The sequence below is a fragment of the Pseudomonas sp. SWRI68 genome, from assembly GCF_014269165.1.
Classification (GTDB): Bacteria; Pseudomonadota; Gammaproteobacteria; order Pseudomonadales; family Pseudomonadaceae; genus Aquipseudomonas; species Aquipseudomonas capeferrum.
Genome location: NZ_JABWRU010000001.1, coordinates 84967 through 99140, shown reverse-complemented (window position 1 = coordinate 99140; position 14174 = coordinate 84967). Strand labels below are relative to the sequence as shown.

General features: G+C 62.3%; 19 protein-coding genes and 1 riboswitch. Of the genes, 8 read left to right on the top strand and 11 right to left on the bottom strand.

Annotated features, from left to right (window positions below):
• Positions 1-49 precede the first annotated feature (49 nt).
• Together HU770_RS00500 and HU770_RS00495 are read left to right on the top strand one after the other, a co-directional pair.
• A complete protein-coding gene (locus HU770_RS00500) occupies positions 50-1048 on the top strand; it encodes a class I SAM-dependent methyltransferase (protein WP_186662876.1) in 999 nt (332 codons plus the stop codon).
• A 39-nt stretch (positions 1049-1087) separates the two neighbouring features.
• A riboswitch (yybP-ykoY riboswitch) is annotated at positions 1088-1229 on the top strand.
• A 90-nt stretch (positions 1230-1319) separates the two neighbouring features.
• Positions 1320-1901, top strand: coding sequence for a TMEM165/GDT1 family protein (locus tag HU770_RS00495; RefSeq protein WP_177326489.1), 582 nt, complete (start codon positions 1320-1322; stop codon positions 1899-1901).
• Positions 1902-1961: 60 nt separating this feature from the next.
• Here the strand turns inward: HU770_RS00495 and HU770_RS00490 are convergent, their stop codons facing one another.
• From HU770_RS00490 to HU770_RS00475, 4 genes are all read right to left on the bottom strand, one after another.
• Positions 1962-2777, bottom strand: a complete 816-nt coding sequence (locus HU770_RS00490; protein ID WP_033701292.1) for a M48 family metallopeptidase — start codon at positions 2775-2777, stop codon at positions 1962-1964.
• Between the two features lie 97 nt (positions 2778-2874).
• Positions 2875-3495, bottom strand: coding sequence for an SOS response-associated peptidase (locus HU770_RS00485; RefSeq protein WP_186660251.1), 621 nt, complete (start codon positions 3493-3495; stop codon positions 2875-2877).
• A gap of 15 nt (positions 3496-3510) precedes the next feature.
• Positions 3511-3771: a DUF2007 domain-containing protein gene (locus tag HU770_RS00480; protein WP_033701294.1), complete on the bottom strand. Its 261-nt coding sequence runs from the start codon at positions 3769-3771 to the stop codon at positions 3511-3513.
• Positions 3771-3956 (bottom strand): CPXCG motif-containing cysteine-rich protein, encoded by a 186-nt coding sequence (locus tag HU770_RS00475; protein ID WP_033701296.1) that lies wholly within the window; start codon positions 3954-3956, stop codon positions 3771-3773. The genes HU770_RS00480 and HU770_RS00475 overlap by 1 nt, the downstream gene beginning before the upstream one ends.
• Before the next feature lie 122 nt (positions 3957-4078).
• Between HU770_RS00475 and HU770_RS00470 the strand changes: the two genes are divergently transcribed.
• The gene (locus HU770_RS00470) at positions 4079-5248 is read left to right on the top strand and encodes a 1-acyl-sn-glycerol-3-phosphate acyltransferase (RefSeq protein WP_033701297.1); all 1170 of its coding nucleotides are present in this window, start codon (positions 4079-4081) and stop codon (positions 5246-5248) included.
• A gap of 33 nt (positions 5249-5281) precedes the next feature.
• Here HU770_RS00470 and HU770_RS00465 read toward each other — a convergent pair whose 3' ends face one another.
• Positions 5282-5542: a hypothetical protein gene (locus tag HU770_RS00465; RefSeq protein WP_033701298.1), complete on the bottom strand. Its 261-nt coding sequence runs from the start codon at positions 5540-5542 to the stop codon at positions 5282-5284.
• A 160-nt stretch (positions 5543-5702) separates the two neighbouring features.
• Between HU770_RS00465 and HU770_RS00460 the strand changes: the two genes are divergently transcribed.
• A complete protein-coding gene (locus HU770_RS00460) occupies positions 5703-5909 on the top strand; it encodes a hypothetical protein (protein WP_186662875.1) in 207 nt (68 codons plus the stop codon).
• A 67-nt stretch (positions 5910-5976) separates the two neighbouring features.
• On the opposite strand, the gene HU770_RS00455 is transcribed toward HU770_RS00460, so the two are convergent.
• On the bottom strand, positions 5977-6561 hold the full coding sequence (locus HU770_RS00455; protein WP_033701300.1) for a YajG family lipoprotein: 585 nt from the start codon (positions 6559-6561) through the stop codon (positions 5977-5979).
• A 144-nt stretch (positions 6562-6705) separates the two neighbouring features.
• On the opposite strand from HU770_RS00455, the gene HU770_RS00450 reads away from it, so the two are divergent.
• Positions 6706-6939, top strand: coding sequence for a hypothetical protein (locus HU770_RS00450; protein ID WP_033701301.1), 234 nt, complete (start codon positions 6706-6708; stop codon positions 6937-6939).
• A gap of 602 nt (positions 6940-7541) precedes the next feature.
• Positions 7542-9047, top strand: coding sequence for a malate dehydrogenase (quinone) (gene mqo, locus HU770_RS00445; protein ID WP_186660253.1), 1506 nt, complete (start codon positions 7542-7544; stop codon positions 9045-9047).
• 63 nt (positions 9048-9110) lie between these two features.
• Here the strand turns inward: mqo and HU770_RS00440 are convergent, their stop codons facing one another.
• The 4 genes from HU770_RS00440 to HU770_RS00425 all read right to left on the bottom strand — a co-directional run bounded on the left by HU770_RS00440 (position 9111) and on the right by HU770_RS00425 (position 11039).
• Positions 9111-9401, bottom strand: coding sequence for a PA4642 family protein (locus tag HU770_RS00440; RefSeq protein WP_033701304.1), 291 nt, complete (start codon positions 9399-9401; stop codon positions 9111-9113).
• Between the two features lie 68 nt (positions 9402-9469).
• Positions 9470-9940 (bottom strand): hypothetical protein, encoded by a 471-nt coding sequence (locus HU770_RS00435; RefSeq protein WP_033701305.1) that lies wholly within the window; start codon positions 9938-9940, stop codon positions 9470-9472.
• A 65-nt stretch (positions 9941-10005) separates the two neighbouring features.
• On the bottom strand, positions 10006-10479 hold the full coding sequence (locus tag HU770_RS00430) for a WbuC family cupin fold metalloprotein (protein WP_186660257.1): 474 nt from the start codon (positions 10477-10479) through the stop codon (positions 10006-10008).
• A gap of 2 nt (positions 10480-10481) precedes the next feature.
• The gene (locus HU770_RS00425) at positions 10482-11039 is read right to left on the bottom strand and encodes a hypoxanthine-guanine phosphoribosyltransferase (RefSeq protein ID WP_033701308.1); all 558 of its coding nucleotides are present in this window, start codon (positions 11037-11039) and stop codon (positions 10482-10484) included.
• Between the two features lie 160 nt (positions 11040-11199).
• On the opposite strand from HU770_RS00425, the gene upp reads away from it, so the two are divergent.
• Positions 11200-11838 (top strand): uracil phosphoribosyltransferase, encoded by a 639-nt coding sequence (gene upp, locus HU770_RS00420; RefSeq protein ID WP_033701309.1) that lies wholly within the window; start codon positions 11200-11202, stop codon positions 11836-11838.
• A 2-nt stretch (positions 11839-11840) separates the two neighbouring features.
• Positions 11841-13106 carry a uracil-xanthine permease family protein gene (locus HU770_RS00415; RefSeq protein WP_033701311.1) on the top strand — a complete coding sequence of 422 codons (1266 nt, stop codon included), beginning with the start codon at positions 11841-11843 and terminating at the stop codon, positions 13104-13106.
• A gap of 51 nt (positions 13107-13157) precedes the next feature.
• Here HU770_RS00415 and hemH read toward each other — a convergent pair whose 3' ends face one another.
• Positions 13158-14171 (bottom strand): ferrochelatase, encoded by a 1014-nt coding sequence (gene hemH, locus HU770_RS00410; protein ID WP_186662874.1) that lies wholly within the window; start codon positions 14169-14171, stop codon positions 13158-13160.
• Positions 14172-14174: the final 3 nt, after the last annotated feature.

The window sequence follows — 14174 nt, the reverse complement described above, 5'->3', positions numbered from 1 at the left end:
GCGTTAGCCTCTGCTACACTGCGCGACTTTTTTCCAGGAGGCGTCGTCCATGGACCCGCGCAGTGAAGTGTTGCTCCGCCAGGCGGACCTGTTCCAGGGCCCGCTGCTGATCGCCGGTGCGCCCGCCGACGATCTGCTCGGCCACCTGCCCATGGCCCATGGCTGGACCTGGCATGCCGGCGACCAGGCCATGCTCGAAGGGCGCTTTGCCGGGCGCAGCCACTACGGTGTCGAACCGCCCCCGGTGGCCTTCGACAGCGCCGTGCTGTTTCTGCCCAAGTCCCGTGAGCTGGCCGCCTACCTGCTCAACGCCCTGGCGTCGCGCCTGGCCGGGCGCGAGTTGTACCTGGTCGGGGAGAAACGCGGCGGTATCGAAGGCGCGGCGAAGCAACTGCAGGCCTTTGGCAAACCGCGCAAGCTCGACAGCGCCCGGCATTGCCAGTTGTGGCAAGTGACCGTCAACCAGGCGCCAGCGGCCACGCCGCTGCAAAGCCTGGCCGAGCGCTTCGAGCTCGACCTCGAAGACGGCCCACTGCAGGTGGTCAGCCTGCCGGGCGTGTTCAGCCATGGCCGCCTCGATCGCGGTACCGCACTGCTGCTCAAGCACCTCGATGGCCTACCGTGCGGGCATGTACTGGACTTCGGTTGCGGTGCCGGCGTGCTGGGTGCCACGGTGAAACGCCGCTATCCGCAAAGCCGGCTGACCTTGCTGGACGTCGACGCCTTCGCCGTGGCTGCCAGTCGCCTGACGTTGGCCGCCAACGGCCTGGAAGGTGAAGTGATCAGCGGCGATGGCATCGACGCGGCCCCCACCGACTTGAGCCTGATCCTGAGCAACCCGCCGTTTCATACCGGGGTCCACACCAACTACCAGGCGTCGGAGAACTTGCTGAAGAAATCCAGCGTTCATCTGCGAAAAGGTGGTGAAATGCGCCTGGTGGCGAACAGCTTCCTGCGCTACCAGCCGCTGATCGAAGGGGCGCTGGGCAACTGCCAGGTACGCGCCGAGGCCGACGGTTTTCGTATCTACCAGGCAACACGCGGTTAAAAACAGCGCTTGCCGAAACCGATTCGGCTAGGCAGAATCCGCACCGTCCTAGGGGAGTAGTCTCCCGCGAGCACCCAGCTCGCCCGGCACGCGTCAACATACTTGGCCCACAGGCCATGGCGCGTGCGACCCGCTATGCAGCGCCTGCATAGAGAGATCCGCACAGACGGATCCGCGGTTTGACAAGACCTATGACACGCACACCTTACCCGGGGCGGGAAGGCTGTACGTGTCATAGCCGTGTCGACCCGCCCCCGTAGGAAACCTGATGCTGGAATCCCTGCTGGTCCCCACCGCCATCGTTGCCCTCGCCGAAATCGGCGACAAGACGCAACTGCTCGCGCTCATTCTCGCTGCCCGCTTTCGCAAGCCTTGGCCGATCATCGCCGGTATAATCGCCGCCACCCTGGCCAACCATGCCGCCGCAGGCGCCGTGGGTGCGTGGGTCGGCGGGTTCTTCAGCGACTCGGCGCTGCACTGGATCCTGGCCGCCAGCTTCACCGCCACTGCACTGTGGACGCTGGTGCCGGACAAGATGGATGACGATGAAAATCCCGCGCGCCGCTTCGGCCCGTTCCTGACCACACTGATTGCGTTCTTCCTGGCCGAGATCGGCGACAAGACCCAAGTGGCCACGGTGATGCTTGCAGCACAGTACCCACACCTGATCATGGTCATCATCGGCACCACCCTGGGCATGCTGATTGCCAACGTGCCGGTGGTACTGGCGGGTAACTTTGCGGCGGATAAACTGCCGTTGACGCTGATTCGTCGCCTGGCGGCTACCGCGTTCATCGTGCTGGCGGTCGTGGCCGTTTATTCGGCGATGAAAGCCAGTGGCTGGGTGGGGTAACACAAAGCTGGGGGCGCCTTGCGTTGCAAAAGGGCCGCAAAGCGGCCCCCATCGCAATGCTTACTTCTTGGCCGCCTGATACAACGGCATCACCTTCGGAATGGCTGCCTGCAACGAGGCGATACGGCTCTCGGACGCCGGGTGAGTGCTCATGAACTCAGGCGGCGCGCCTTCGGAAGCCTTGCTCATCTTGTTCCACAAGGTGATCGCGGCATTCGGGTCGTAACCGGCACGCGCCGACAGCTCCAGGCCGATCAGGTCCGCTTCGTTCTCGTTGGAACGGCTGTTGGGCAGGGTCATGGCGTAGTTCACCACGGTATCGGCCAAGGCCATGCTGCTCTGGCCCAGTCCGAAGAGGGCGCCCGCGCCCTGGCGGGCCATTTCCACACCATAGGCCTTGGACATCGCTTCGCGGCTGTGCTCACGCAAGGCGTGGGCGATCTCGTGGCCGACCACCGCTGCAATCTCGGCATCGGTCAGCTTGAGCTGGTCGATCAGGCCGGTGTAAACGATGATCTTGCCGCCAGGCCCGCAGTTGGCATTGAGCTCATCGCTCTTGATCACGTTGACTTCCCACTTCCACTGCGCAGCATCCGGGCGGAAGATCGGCGCCTGGGCGATCAGCCGGTCAGCGATGACCTGCACGCGCTTGGCGTCGGCGCTGGACTTGTCCAGCACGCCTTTGTTCGACGCCTCACCGAGGGTCTGCTGGTAGGACTGGGCATACATCTGGTTGACCTCATCGGTCGAGAGCATGCTGAACATGTACTGCTTGCGCTCGACACCGACGGCCCCGCCGCTGGTCGTATTTACCGACTGGCAGCCTGCCAGCAGGATACCGGCGCTCAACAGACTGACAACAAATGACTTACGCATGAAAACACTCCCTTTTACATGCGGCGTATCCTAGGCCTAGTCGCCCAGGCCCGCCATAGCCGCAGGGAAGAATTTTACCGGCACTGCAGCCAGCGCATCAGGCCGGGGTCAGGCACTCTGGCGCATCGAGCTTCGGGTCATTGACGAAGTGTGCCAACGCCCGCTCACGCAACGTGGCCGGCGGGCTTGCCAGCAATTCATGCAACCGCGCCATCGGCGTATCAGGGGCCAGCCAGGCCGCTCGCCCCGCCTCATCCAGAATCAAAGGCCGGCGCTGGTTCATGGCCGCCTGGGTCACCACCGCGCAACTCAACCAGACTTGGTCCTGTACCGGATACGCCTCCCACACCGCTGCGAAATACAGCGAAGCCCCCTCCCCTGGCGTCAGCCAGTACGGGCGTTTGCGCACAGTACCGCGCCACTCATAGAAGCCATTGGCCGGCATCAGGCAACGGCGCTGGCGAAACGCCTCGCGGAACATCGGTTGCTCGGCAAGGGTTTCGGCGCGGGCATGGGCAGGCGTACGGGAAAGGTCGGTGAGCCAGGCCGGGGTCAGCCCCCAGCGCGCCTTGGCCAGTTGCTGCTGGCCGTCGAGCTGGCGCTGTATCAGCACCGAAGCACCCGGCGAGATATTCCATTGAGCCGGCTGGCCGGCCGGAAAGCCCGGCAGACTGGCAAGGGCCTGGGGCCAGCGAAACAGGGCGTAACGTCCACACATGAGCGAATTCTGAACCTAGCAGATCAAGGTACCGGGATAGCTCTCCGGTTCGTCGCCAACCAGTGGCTGGGCAGCATTGTACGCATCGATCAGCTGCCGTGCGTATTCGGCCTGCTCGTCGGGCACGGCCAGCGCCAGCAAGCCCTGCATCGGTAGCTCACCGGCAGCACCGACCAGGTCGCGCCCAATCAAATGTACCGAGACACCTTCACTGGCCAGCATGCCCATCAGCATTTCGGCCTCCAGCAAACTCTCCGGTTCGTAGATTCGCTGCATCAGGCATCGTCCTCGCGTCTGACCTCAAGCATCCATTCGTCACCGTGCACCTGCAAAATGAACACCACAGGCTGGCAACACACTTGGCAATCCTCGGTGTAGCGCTGGTCGCCACCGGAAATATCGACAGTGGTTTCCACACGTTCGCCACAATAAGGGCAATCATAGAAGTCGGTTTCCAGCATCGCGGCCTCCGCGGTGACTTATGCGTATAATTGCCGGTCTGATTACAGGGCCTGCGTGTGTTCGAGCCGTTTTTCGGACCCCGTCCCTACCTTATTACCCTAGCCGTTTCCAACAAGAGAGCATGATGGGCGAATTCGATGCCATCCGACCGTACGACGACGCTGAGGTCCCTGCCGTGCTGGCACGCCTGCTCAGCGACCCGGCATTCCTCGATATCCTCACCCACTTCCGCTTCCCGCGTGCGGCTGGCCCCCTCGGATGGCTGCTCAAGCCGCTAATCGCCCGTCGCCTGCGCAAGGAGTTCGCCGGCGTCACCTGCGTCTCGACCTTGCAGGACAAAGTCGAGTACTACGTCGATCAAACCATCGAACGTGCCACCGATGGCGTCACCTACTCGGGCGTCGAGCAGCTCAAGGCCGGCACCGCGTACCTGTTCCTGGCCAACCACCGCGACATCGTCATGGACCCGGCCTTCGTCAACTACGCCGTGTACCACGCCGGCCTGCCGACCCCACGCATCGCCATCGGTGACAACCTGCTGCAAAAGCCCTTCGTCAGCGACATGATGCGCCTGAACAAGAGCTTCATCGTGCACCGCTCGCTCAGCGGTCGTCGCGAAAAGCTGGCGGCTTACCAACTGCTTTCGGCCTACATCAACCACTCGATCCGCAACGATACTGCGTCGATCTGGATCGCCCAGGCCGAAGGCCGTGCCAAGGATGGTGACGACCGCACCGACTCGGCGATCCTCAAGATGTTCCACATGAGCCGCAAGGACGAACCGTTCGGCGCGGTCATCCAGAGCCTTAACCTGACGCCGGTGTCGATCAGCTACGAGTACGACCCCTGCGACCAGGCCAAAGCCCGTGAGCTGTACATCCGCGCCACCACTGGCACCTACAAGAAGGCGCCGGGCGAAGACGACAACAGCATCGCCAAAGGCATCACTGGCTACAAAGGTCGTGTGCACATCAACTTTGCAGCGCCGGTGACCGAATACTTCGAAGACACCAAGCAGTTGGCAGCCGAAATCGACCGGCAGATCCTCGGCGGCTACCGGCTGTTCCCGGTGCACTACCTGGCCTACGCGATGTGGGACGAAAAGGATGAGGCACTGCAGGTGCCGAGTGCCGAGAAGGTGTTCCCGGCCGAAGAGTTGGCGCGGGCCAAGGAAGAATGGCAGCGGCGCCTGGAGGCATGCCCCGAAGAGCAGCGGCCGTACCTGGTGTTGCAGTATGCGACGCCGGTGCGCAACCAGTATCAGGTCAGGCAGCAGGCACCGGTCGCCTGACTAACCTTGGGGCTGCTCTGCGGCCCCAGGTTTTCAGACCCAGGTACTGAACCAGGACAACAACAGCGCCAGGGCCAGGCACGAAAAACCGAGAATATAGAAGTAACGCGGCACCCTCAGGTCAAACGCATCCATCACCCCTTCATCCATTGCCAGGCTTTCACGCGTGACCGCCTCGCGGCGCCGTGCGCTGTGCAGCAGCAGGCCGCCTGGGCAGGTCATCAGCAATGCCAGCAGGTTGATCAGCTTGGTGGGATGGGCGGCCAGAAACCCCCAGAGCACTTGCAACGACATCACGCTTCCTCGGTTTGAACGACAACGAAGGCCGGCATTCTACCCAACTCCGACCCAGGCGCCCGGCCTGGGCGACAAAGTGTCACTAAATTTCATCTGTCACATGCTCGTCATCAGAACAGGCCACCCTGTCGGCCTTTCCCCGATCCGGAGCTTGTTCATGCTGCACGCCGAAAACCAGGACCGCCTCTATCTCGTTGCCCAGAGCGACGAACAACAGGCGTTGATCGACGGTTTCGCCATCAATGTGCAAGACCGGCAGTGGCTGGTCTATTGCGCATTGGGAGGGCATGCTCATGAAGACTTGCCAGAGGTGGATGTTGCCACCGGTTTCAGCGTGCTGGATTTCCACATCCTGGCGGCCTGAAGCCCCCGCAGCCACCCACAAAAAACCCGCTGCCAGGCAGCGGGTTTTTTGTAAGGCAACTGACGGCTTACTCGGCCAGCACCTGCCCGATGGTCGGGTCTTTGAACAGGCGGGTCAGGGCGTCGCTCAGCACATCACTGACCAGCTTGGTGTTGGTTTCCTGGTTCGGCGCCATGCCGAAGCGCTGATCCAGCGAAGCGCCGTAACGGCCGCTGTAGCGGCGGTTGGCGTTGGCCACGTCGGCACGGAAGGTGGCGCCGATGGTGGCCTCGGTCACGTACAGGTTGTCCTTGGGCGACTGGTATTTCAGCTCGGCCAGGGTCACGGTCAGTTGCGGCGCATTGTTAGCGTTCGGCGTCGGGGTGAAACCGAGCAGGCGTACAGCGGCTTCGGCCTGGGCCTGCAGCTTGGGCAGCACATCATTGCCACTGACGCTGATGGTGCTGGTCTCGGGGTACATGCCACCGCGAGTGCCCAGGGACTGCGAAGCCCGACCATCAACCACCTTGACCACCACCGGCTGACCCTGGCCGACAGGTGCGAGCTGGGCGGTGAGCTTGGGTTGCGGGCTGAGTTGTTGCGGGCTGTGGGCACATCCGACCAGGCTGAGGCTGGCCACGGCGATCAAACCGAACAACAGACGTTGCAACATGCGCGTTTCTCCAGAAAATGCGGCTAAGGCGCACAGTATACCCAGCCTCGCACAGGCCAGTCATCGCCAAGGCTGCGCTGTCACAATCGTTTCATGCCCCTGCCGTTATCCTTGGCCCAGCCCTAACACAAAGGACTCACCGCCATGGCCTCGCTCTGGACCCTGCTCTTCCAACGCCCGCGCCACCGCCCCTATGCCCACCTTGACGCCGACGGCAAATGCCTGGCGTTCAAGCACTGTAGCCAGCCGCCAAGCGGCAGTGGCTGGGTGCAGGTCAGCGAAGTGCAGCTCGCCTGGCTGGGCCGCCAACTGCCCGCCAGCGCTCGGGTTTGCGCGCGCGCAAACAACCGTTGGCATCAACGCAGCCTGCCGGCCTGACAAACGCTGCAATAAAAACCACGAATAACGACCTTTCTGCCCGCGACATCGCTATAATCTCCCCCCGATTATAAGGACGTCTCCTGATCGGGCCCCGCATTTGCCGCTTGACCCCGGCACCTTCACCGCTTCGCCCACAGAGAGCCTTCCACTCAGGTCTTGCATCGGCTGTCGTGCCTGCTTTTCCGGCCCTTCGCACTGCATGAACCTGTGGGTTGCCATCGCGCAGTCCCCTTTTGAGGTTCACGTCTCCAAAAGAGCGTGAAAAAACGGTTTTTCACAACTTCACGAGAGTGTGGCGAGCAAATGAACAGTCTGGCATGTGCAAAAGCAGCAGATGTGTCCCGAACAGCCCTGAACAGGCGGCAACTGCGCTCATCCCGGATGAGTATTTGAGGCCGCTCCATAACGCACGCACGACACCTTGACCATAAGTCGAATTGCCGCACCTGTGGCAAACGGGGTTCAATACCTGAACCCGAAGACTGATTGGCGGTGTCCGCGGAAGTTGCAAGAACTGCGAAAAGTCGGACATGGCGATCCTGGCAAACCCAGGTCCTATGCTGTCAATTAGGTAGCTGTAGATTGTGGAGACGCGTTAAATGGCGCAGAACGAATCGGTTGATGTAGTACTGGTAGGCGCGGGCATCATGAGTGCCACCCTGGCCGTACTGCTCAAGGAGCTCGACCCGACCCTGAAGCTTGAGGTCGTCGAGGCGATGGACTCCGGGGCCGCGGAAAGCTCCAACCCCTGGAACAACGCAGGTACCGGCCACGCTGGCCTGTGCGAGCTTAACTACACGCCCCAGGCCGCCGATGGCAGCATCGACATCAAGAAGGCCGTGCACATCAACACCCAGTTCGAGGTCTCGCGCCAGTTCTGGGCCTACCTGAGCAAGAAGAGCAACTTCGGCTCGGCGCGTGCTTTCATCAACCCTGTCCCGCACCTGAGCTACGTCGAAGGTGAAAAGGGTGTGTCCTTCCTCAAGAAGCGCTTCGAGCTGCTCAAGCAGCATCACGCCTTCACCGAGATGGAATACACCGAAGACAAGGCCGTGATGAAGGACTGGATGCCGCTGATGATGCCCGGCCGCCCGGCCGACCAGCACATCGCCGCCACCCGCGTGGCGAAAGGCACCGACGTCAACTTCGGCGCGCTGACCAACAAGATGCTCAAGCTGCTGGCCGACACCCCGGACACGCAGGTCAAGTACAGCAAGAAAGTCGTCGGCCTGCGCCGTAACGGCAGCGGCTGGACCGTGAGCATCAAGGACGTCAACAGCGGCGGCAGCCGTGAAGTCGATGCCCGCTTCGTGTTCCTCGGCGCCGGCGGCGCGGCCCTGCCGCTGCTGCAGCTTTCCGGCATCCCCGAGAGCAAAGGCTTCGGCGGCTTCCCGGTCAGCGGCCAGTGGTTGCGCTGCGACAACCCGGAAATCGTCAAACTGCACCAGGCCAAGGTCTACAGCCAGGCCGCAGTCGGCGCGCCACCGATGTCGGTGCCGCACCTGGATACCCGCGTGGTGGACGGCAAGACCTCGTTGCTGTTCGGCCCTTACGCCGGCTTTACCACCAAGTTCCTCAAGCATGGCTCGTTGATGGACCTGCCGCTGTCGGTACGCATGGGCAACATCGGCCCAATGCTGGCCGTAGCCCGCGACAACATGGACCTGACCAAGTACCTGGTCAGTGAAGTGATGCAGTCGATGGAGCAACGCCTGGAAGCCCTGCGTCGCTTCTACCCGCAGGCTAAAGCCGAAGACTGGCGCCTGGAAGTGGCCGGCCAACGCGTGCAGATCATCAAGAAAGACCCGAAAAAAGGCGGCATTCTGCAGTTCGGTACCGAGCTGGTCTCGGCTCAGGACGGCAGCCTGGCGGCGCTGCTCGGCGCATCGCCGGGTGCTTCGGTCACCGTTTCGATCATGCTCGAACTGATCGAGCGCTGCTTCCCCGAGCAGGCCAAAGGTGCCTGGGCTGCCAAGCTCAAGGAGATTTTCCCGGCTCGCGAGAAGACCTTGGCAACCGATGCTGCGCTGTACCGCAAGATCAGTGCCGACAACGATGCGGCGCTGGAACTGGTAGAAGACAGCCCGGCCCAGCATTACGCCTGAGCTGGCTGAAACGAAAAAACGCCCCTCGGGGCGTTTTTTTGTGGCTGCGATACAGGCTACACATCAGCCCCGAGCTTTCTCGATGACCTCGATGTACTCCGGCGCACCGCGCTGGTCGGCGATTACCTCGACAAAGGTCTTGCCGTGCTCGTCCTTGCCATCCAGGTCCAGGCCAGCTTCGACGAAGAAGCGGACGAAACGCTCGAAGTCGTCAATACGCAGACCGCGGTAAGCCTTGATCAGCTTGTGCTGAGAAGGCGAAGTCACGCCATCGGCCGGCTCGAACTGAAGGTACGACTTGATGTAGTCGTCGCTGATTTCGTCACCGATTACCTGTTTCTTGTCTTTACGCATTGCCGACTCCAACTGGACCATCACGGAATTTCGAAGGCCGGCAGTTTACCCCCCGCAGGGCGCACGCCTCAACGCGTACGTACGGTCCCGGTGTGCAGGTCGGCCCAGATATGGCCGTTGCCATAGGTCAGAAACTGTACGTAGAGCGTCTCGTTGCGCAAAAGGTCCATGATCACGCGGTAATCGCTGACCGGGTAATTGAGGCTCAAGGTGCGGGTTTTTTCGTCATAGACCGGTTTTTTCAAGCTTTTGCCGGGCTCGCCATCGAAGGTCAGCAGCACCTGGGCAAGGGTGGCGCCCTTGCTCAGCGGCTTGCCCTTGAGGCGCATCTGCAACGAGGCGGTGATCGGGATCGGCTGCTGGTCGGACTGGCGCTGGGCACCTACTACGACCGAATAATCGGTCACCTGCAGCAGTTGCTGACCAGTCGGCGCTTCCTGGCGCAACGACAGGTCATCGGGCGGCAGAAACTGGCTGTGCAGGGGTGCTGCACCGATCGGCAGGCTGACCGCCAGCAGGAGGGGAACAATCGCACGCATGTGAGGCTCCTTGGCATGAACAGGCACTCTAGCATGCTGTGTTCAGCCTGTACCGGAGCCGCCGCTCAATCGAACTGCGCGCGCATCCAGGCCTGGTACTCGGCCACGCCCGCTTCGCCTTCGCGTGGCGCCCAGTGCGCATGCTCGCCCTCGCCCACCGGCCGGTACGGCCCGGCCTTGCACTCGAACAAGATGCTGTCTGGCTCCAGCACCACCAACCCATGGTAGGTACCGGGTGCCAGGTCCACGCCCAGGCAGTCACCGCCAGCCTGCAGCACACGCTTGTCGGTCAGCGCGCCCTGCTCATCGAAAATCAGCAGGCCCAGGCGCCCCTTGAGCACGATCAGTGCTTCGGCCTTGTCGTCATTCAGATGCCGATGCGGCGGGATGTACGTGCTCGGCTGCAACCCGACCGCCATGCGGTGGCAGGGCTCTTCCATCTCGTGGAAATTGTGGTGCTGCCGCCCGCGAGGGTTGGCGGCAGCCTTTTGCGCCAGCCCAGCGAACAGCGATTGGTCGATGAACGCGGGCTGGCGCATGGTCACAGCCCCTTGACGGCGAAGATGCCGTTGGCGTTGCGCCAGTAGCCTTTGTAATCCATGCCATAGCCGAAGATGTAGCGATCGACGCACGGCAGGCCGACGTAGTTGGCCTTGAGGTCCGGGCTGGCCTTGCGGTCGTGGTCCTTGTCGATCAACACCGCGGTGTGCACCGAGCGAGCGCCGGCGTGCTTGCAGAACTCGATGATGGCGCTGAGGGTGTGGCCTTCGTCGAGGATGTCGTCGACGATCAGCACGTCACGGTCGATGAACGAGACTTCAGGCTTGGCCTTCCAGAACAGCTCACCGCCGCTGGTCTGGTTGCGGTAGCGGGTGGCGTGCAGGTACGACGCTTCCAGCGGGAACTGCAGGTGAGTCAGCAGCTTGCCGGTGAAAATCAGGCCGCCATTCATCACGCAGAAGACCACCGGGTTCTTGTCGTGCAGGTCTTTGCAGATCTGCTCGCCGACCTTGGCGATGGCCGCTTCGACTTCGGCTTCGTTGTACAGACAGTCAGCTTCGCGCATGACTTGACGGATGTGCTCGAGATCGGCGGACATTGCGCTCTCCGGGGGTATTTTGGAAAAGCGGGCAAAGGTACGCATCCGCTCGTCACAGATCAAGCATTTATGGACTAACGTCCAAAAGGACTACACGACAGCACAGGTTGAATAGATTAATCTAGCGCGGTTTTTTTGCCCGCCTTTCGGAGCCCCCCCTATGCCCACTCGTGAGATCCGCCATCCGCTGATCCGCCACAAGCTCGGCCTCATGCGCCGTGCCGACATCAGCACCAAGAATTTTCGCGAACTCGCCCAGGAAGTCGGCGCGCTCCTGACCTATGAAGCCACTCAAGACCTGCCGTTGGAAACCTACGAGATCGACGGCTGGTGCGGCAAGGTGCAGGTCGAAAAAATCGCCGGCAAGAAGATTACCGTGGTGCCGATCCTGCGCGCCGGTATCGGCATGCTCGACGGCGTGCTCAGCCTGATTCCGGGTGCCAAGGTCAGTGCCGTTGGCGTCGCGCGCAACGAGGAAACCCTCGAAGCCCACACCTACCTGGAAAAGCTCGCACCGGATATCAACCAGCGCCTGGCCTTGATCATCGACCCGATGCTGGCCACCGGCGCCTCGATGGTCGCCACCATCGACCTGCTGAAAAAGGCTGGCTGCAAGGAAATCCGCGCCATGGTCCTGGTTGCAGCACCGGAAGGTATCGACGTGGTGGAAAAAGCCCACCCCGACGTACAGATCTACACCGCCTCGATCGACCAGCGCCTCAACGAGCACGGCTACATCGTGCCGGGCCTGGGTGATGCCGGCGACAAGATCTTCGGCACCAAGCAAAAGGACGCCTGACCATGCAGGACGGCTTCAACGACCCGCTCTGGCGCCAGGTCGTTTCGGGCGCGCAGATGCTCTTCGTGGCATTTGGCGCGCTGGTGCTGATGCCACTGATCACCGGCCTCGACCCGAACGTCGCGCTGTTCACTGCTGGCATCGGCACGCTGCTGTTCCAACTGGTCACCGGCCGTCAGGTACCGGTGTTCCTGGCGTCGAGCTTTGCCTTCATCACCCCCATCATCCTTGCCAAGGGCCAGTTCGGCCTGGCCGAGACCATGGGCGGCGTGATGGCCGCAGGCTTCGTCTACACCTTCATGGGGCTGATGGTCAAAATCAAAGGCACCGGTTTCATCGACCGCATGCTGCCGCCCGTGGTGATTGGCCCGGTGATCATCTCGATCGGCCTGGCCATGGCGCCGATCGCCGCCAACATGGCCATGGGCAAGGGCGGTGATGGTGCTGCGCTGATGCCTTACCAGACCGCCATGCTGATCTCGATGCCGGCGCTGCTGACCACCTTGATCGTCGCGGTGTTCGGCAAGGGCATCTTCCGCCTGGTACCGATCATCTCCGGCGTGCTGGTGGGCTTTGCCCTGGCGTTCGCCTTCGGTGTGGTCGACACCGCCAAGATTGCCGCCGCGCCTTGGCTGGAGATCCCCAACTTCACCGCGCCGGCGTTCAACTGGCAGGCCATCCTGTTCATCGTGCCGGTGGCGTTGGCGCCGGCGATCGAACACATCGGCGGGGTGATCGCTGTGGGCAGCGTGACCGGCCGCGACTACCTGAAAAAGCCCGGCCTGCATCGCACCTTGCTGGGTGATGGCTTGGCGACCACGGCTGCCGGCCTGTTCGGTGGCCCGCCCAACACCACCTACGCCGAAGTGACTGGCGCGGTGATGCTGACCAAGAACTACAACCCGAAGATCATGACCTGGGCGGCGATCTTTGCCATCACCCTGGCCTTCATCGGCAAGTTCGGCGCGCTGCTGCAGAGCATTCCGGTACCGGTCATGGGCGGTATTCTGTGCCTGCTGTTCGGTTCGATCGCGGCGGTGGGCATGAACACCATGATCCGCCACAAGATCGACCTGGCCGAAGCGCGCAACCTGGTGATCGTTTCGGTGACCCTGGTGTTCGGCATTGGCGGGGTCTTGATCGGCAGCGGTGACGGCCCGGACGACTGGGGCCTCAAGGGTATTTCCCTGTGCGCCGTAGTGGCCATTGCCCTGAACCTCATTCTGCCGGGCAATGATGGCTGGAAGAACAAGAAGCTGGATGTGTAAGAGCGGCCTTGCCAGACCGCTCGCAAAGGGCCGCAATGCGGCCCTTTGCATTCAAGCCTTTTCGCACATCCCCGCCAACACCCGCACCCACTCCGGGTGATCATTCAGGCACGGCACCAGCACCAACTCCTCGCCCCCCGCCTCGATGAACTGCTCCTTGCCGCGGTCGCCAATCTCTTCCAGCGTCTCGATGCAATCGGCAACGAACGCGGGGCACATCACCAGCAGCTTCTTCACCCCCGCAGCAGCCAGTTCATCCAAGCGATTCTCGGTGTAGGGTTCGATCCACTTGTCCCGCCCCAGCCGCGACTGGAACGACACCGACCACTTGCCGTGCGGGATACCCATTTTCTGCGCAAACGCCTTGGCCGTGGCCTGACATTGCCCTCGATAGCACACTGCGCGCTCCTCGGCACTGGCGTCCTTGCAACAATCGGCCGCTCGGAAATCATGCTTGCCGGTGGGGTCCAGCTTCTTCAGGTGCCGCTCCGGCAGCCCATGGAAACTCAGCAGAAGGTGATCGTAATCCTTCTCCAGATAGGGCCTGGCACTGGCCACCAGCGCGTCGATGTAGTCGGGATGATCGTAGAACGGCTGCAGTACACGCATCTGCAGCGGCAGCTGGCGTTCGCTGATGGTCTGCTTCGCCTGCTCGACCACCGTGGTAACCGTACTGTCGGCAAACTGTGGATAAAGCGGTGCCAGGGTGACCGTGCGCACGCCTTGGGCGGCCAGGCGCTCGAGCGCCTCGGGCAATGCCGGCTGGCCATAGCGCATGGCCATCTCCACCGGGCCATGGGGCCAGTGCTCGACCATCGCCGCTTGCAGACGGCGGGTCAGCACCACCAGTGGCGAACCGTCCTCCCACCAAATGGAGGCGTAGGCGTGCGCCGACTGTTCCGGGCGCTTGATCAAGATCAGTGAGACCAGCAAGCGCCGCACCGGCCAGGGCAGGTCGATCACGTACGGGTCCATCAGGAACTGGTTGAGGTAACGGCGCACATCGGCCACCGAAGTGGAGGCCGGGGAACCCAGGTTGACCAGCAGCAGGGCGTGATCAGTCATGCA

What these genes read in the sequence shown, in the direction of transcription:
- HU770_RS00500 (WP_186662876.1), top strand. Translation starts at nt 50, where the DNA reads ATGGACCCGCGCAGTGAAGTGTTGCTCCGCCAGGCGGACCTGTTCCAG.
- HU770_RS00490 (WP_033701292.1), bottom strand. Translation starts at nt 2,777, where the DNA reads ATGCGTAAGTCATTTGTTGTCAGTCTGTTGAGCGCCGGTATCCTGCTG.
- HU770_RS00485 (WP_186660251.1), bottom strand. Translation starts at nt 3,495, where the DNA reads ATGTGTGGACGTTACGCCCTGTTTCGCTGGCCCCAGGCCCTTGCCAGT.
- HU770_RS00480 (WP_033701294.1), bottom strand. Translation starts at nt 3,771, where the DNA reads ATGCAGCGAATCTACGAACCGGAGAGTTTGCTGGAGGCCGAAATGCTG.
- HU770_RS00475 (WP_033701296.1), bottom strand. Translation starts at nt 3,956, where the DNA reads ATGCTGGAAACCGACTTCTATGATTGCCCTTATTGTGGCGAACGTGTG.
- HU770_RS00470 (WP_033701297.1), top strand. Translation starts at nt 4,079, where the DNA reads ATGATGGGCGAATTCGATGCCATCCGACCGTACGACGACGCTGAGGTC.
- HU770_RS00465 (WP_033701298.1), bottom strand. Translation starts at nt 5,542, where the DNA reads ATGTCGTTGCAAGTGCTCTGGGGGTTTCTGGCCGCCCATCCCACCAAG.
- HU770_RS00460 (WP_186662875.1), top strand. Translation starts at nt 5,703, where the DNA reads ATGCTGCACGCCGAAAACCAGGACCGCCTCTATCTCGTTGCCCAGAGC.
- HU770_RS00455 (WP_033701300.1), bottom strand. Translation starts at nt 6,561, where the DNA reads ATGTTGCAACGTCTGTTGTTCGGTTTGATCGCCGTGGCCAGCCTCAGC.
- HU770_RS00450 (WP_033701301.1), top strand. Translation starts at nt 6,706, where the DNA reads ATGGCCTCGCTCTGGACCCTGCTCTTCCAACGCCCGCGCCACCGCCCC.
- mqo (WP_186660253.1), top strand. Translation starts at nt 7,542, where the DNA reads ATGGCGCAGAACGAATCGGTTGATGTAGTACTGGTAGGCGCGGGCATC.
- HU770_RS00440 (WP_033701304.1), bottom strand. Translation starts at nt 9,401, where the DNA reads ATGCGTAAAGACAAGAAACAGGTAATCGGTGACGAAATCAGCGACGAC.
- HU770_RS00435 (WP_033701305.1), bottom strand. Translation starts at nt 9,940, where the DNA reads ATGCGTGCGATTGTTCCCCTCCTGCTGGCGGTCAGCCTGCCGATCGGT.
- HU770_RS00430 (WP_186660257.1), bottom strand. Translation starts at nt 10,479, where the DNA reads ATGCGCCAGCCCGCGTTCATCGACCAATCGCTGTTCGCTGGGCTGGCG.
- HU770_RS00425 (WP_033701308.1), bottom strand. Translation starts at nt 11,039, where the DNA reads ATGTCCGCCGATCTCGAGCACATCCGTCAAGTCATGCGCGAAGCTGAC.
- upp (WP_033701309.1), top strand. Translation starts at nt 11,200, where the DNA reads ATGCCCACTCGTGAGATCCGCCATCCGCTGATCCGCCACAAGCTCGGC.
- HU770_RS00415 (WP_033701311.1), top strand. Translation starts at nt 11,841, where the DNA reads ATGCAGGACGGCTTCAACGACCCGCTCTGGCGCCAGGTCGTTTCGGGC.
- hemH (WP_186662874.1), bottom strand. Translation starts at nt 14,171, where the DNA reads ATGACTGATCACGCCCTGCTGCTGGTCAACCTGGGTTCCCCGGCCTCC.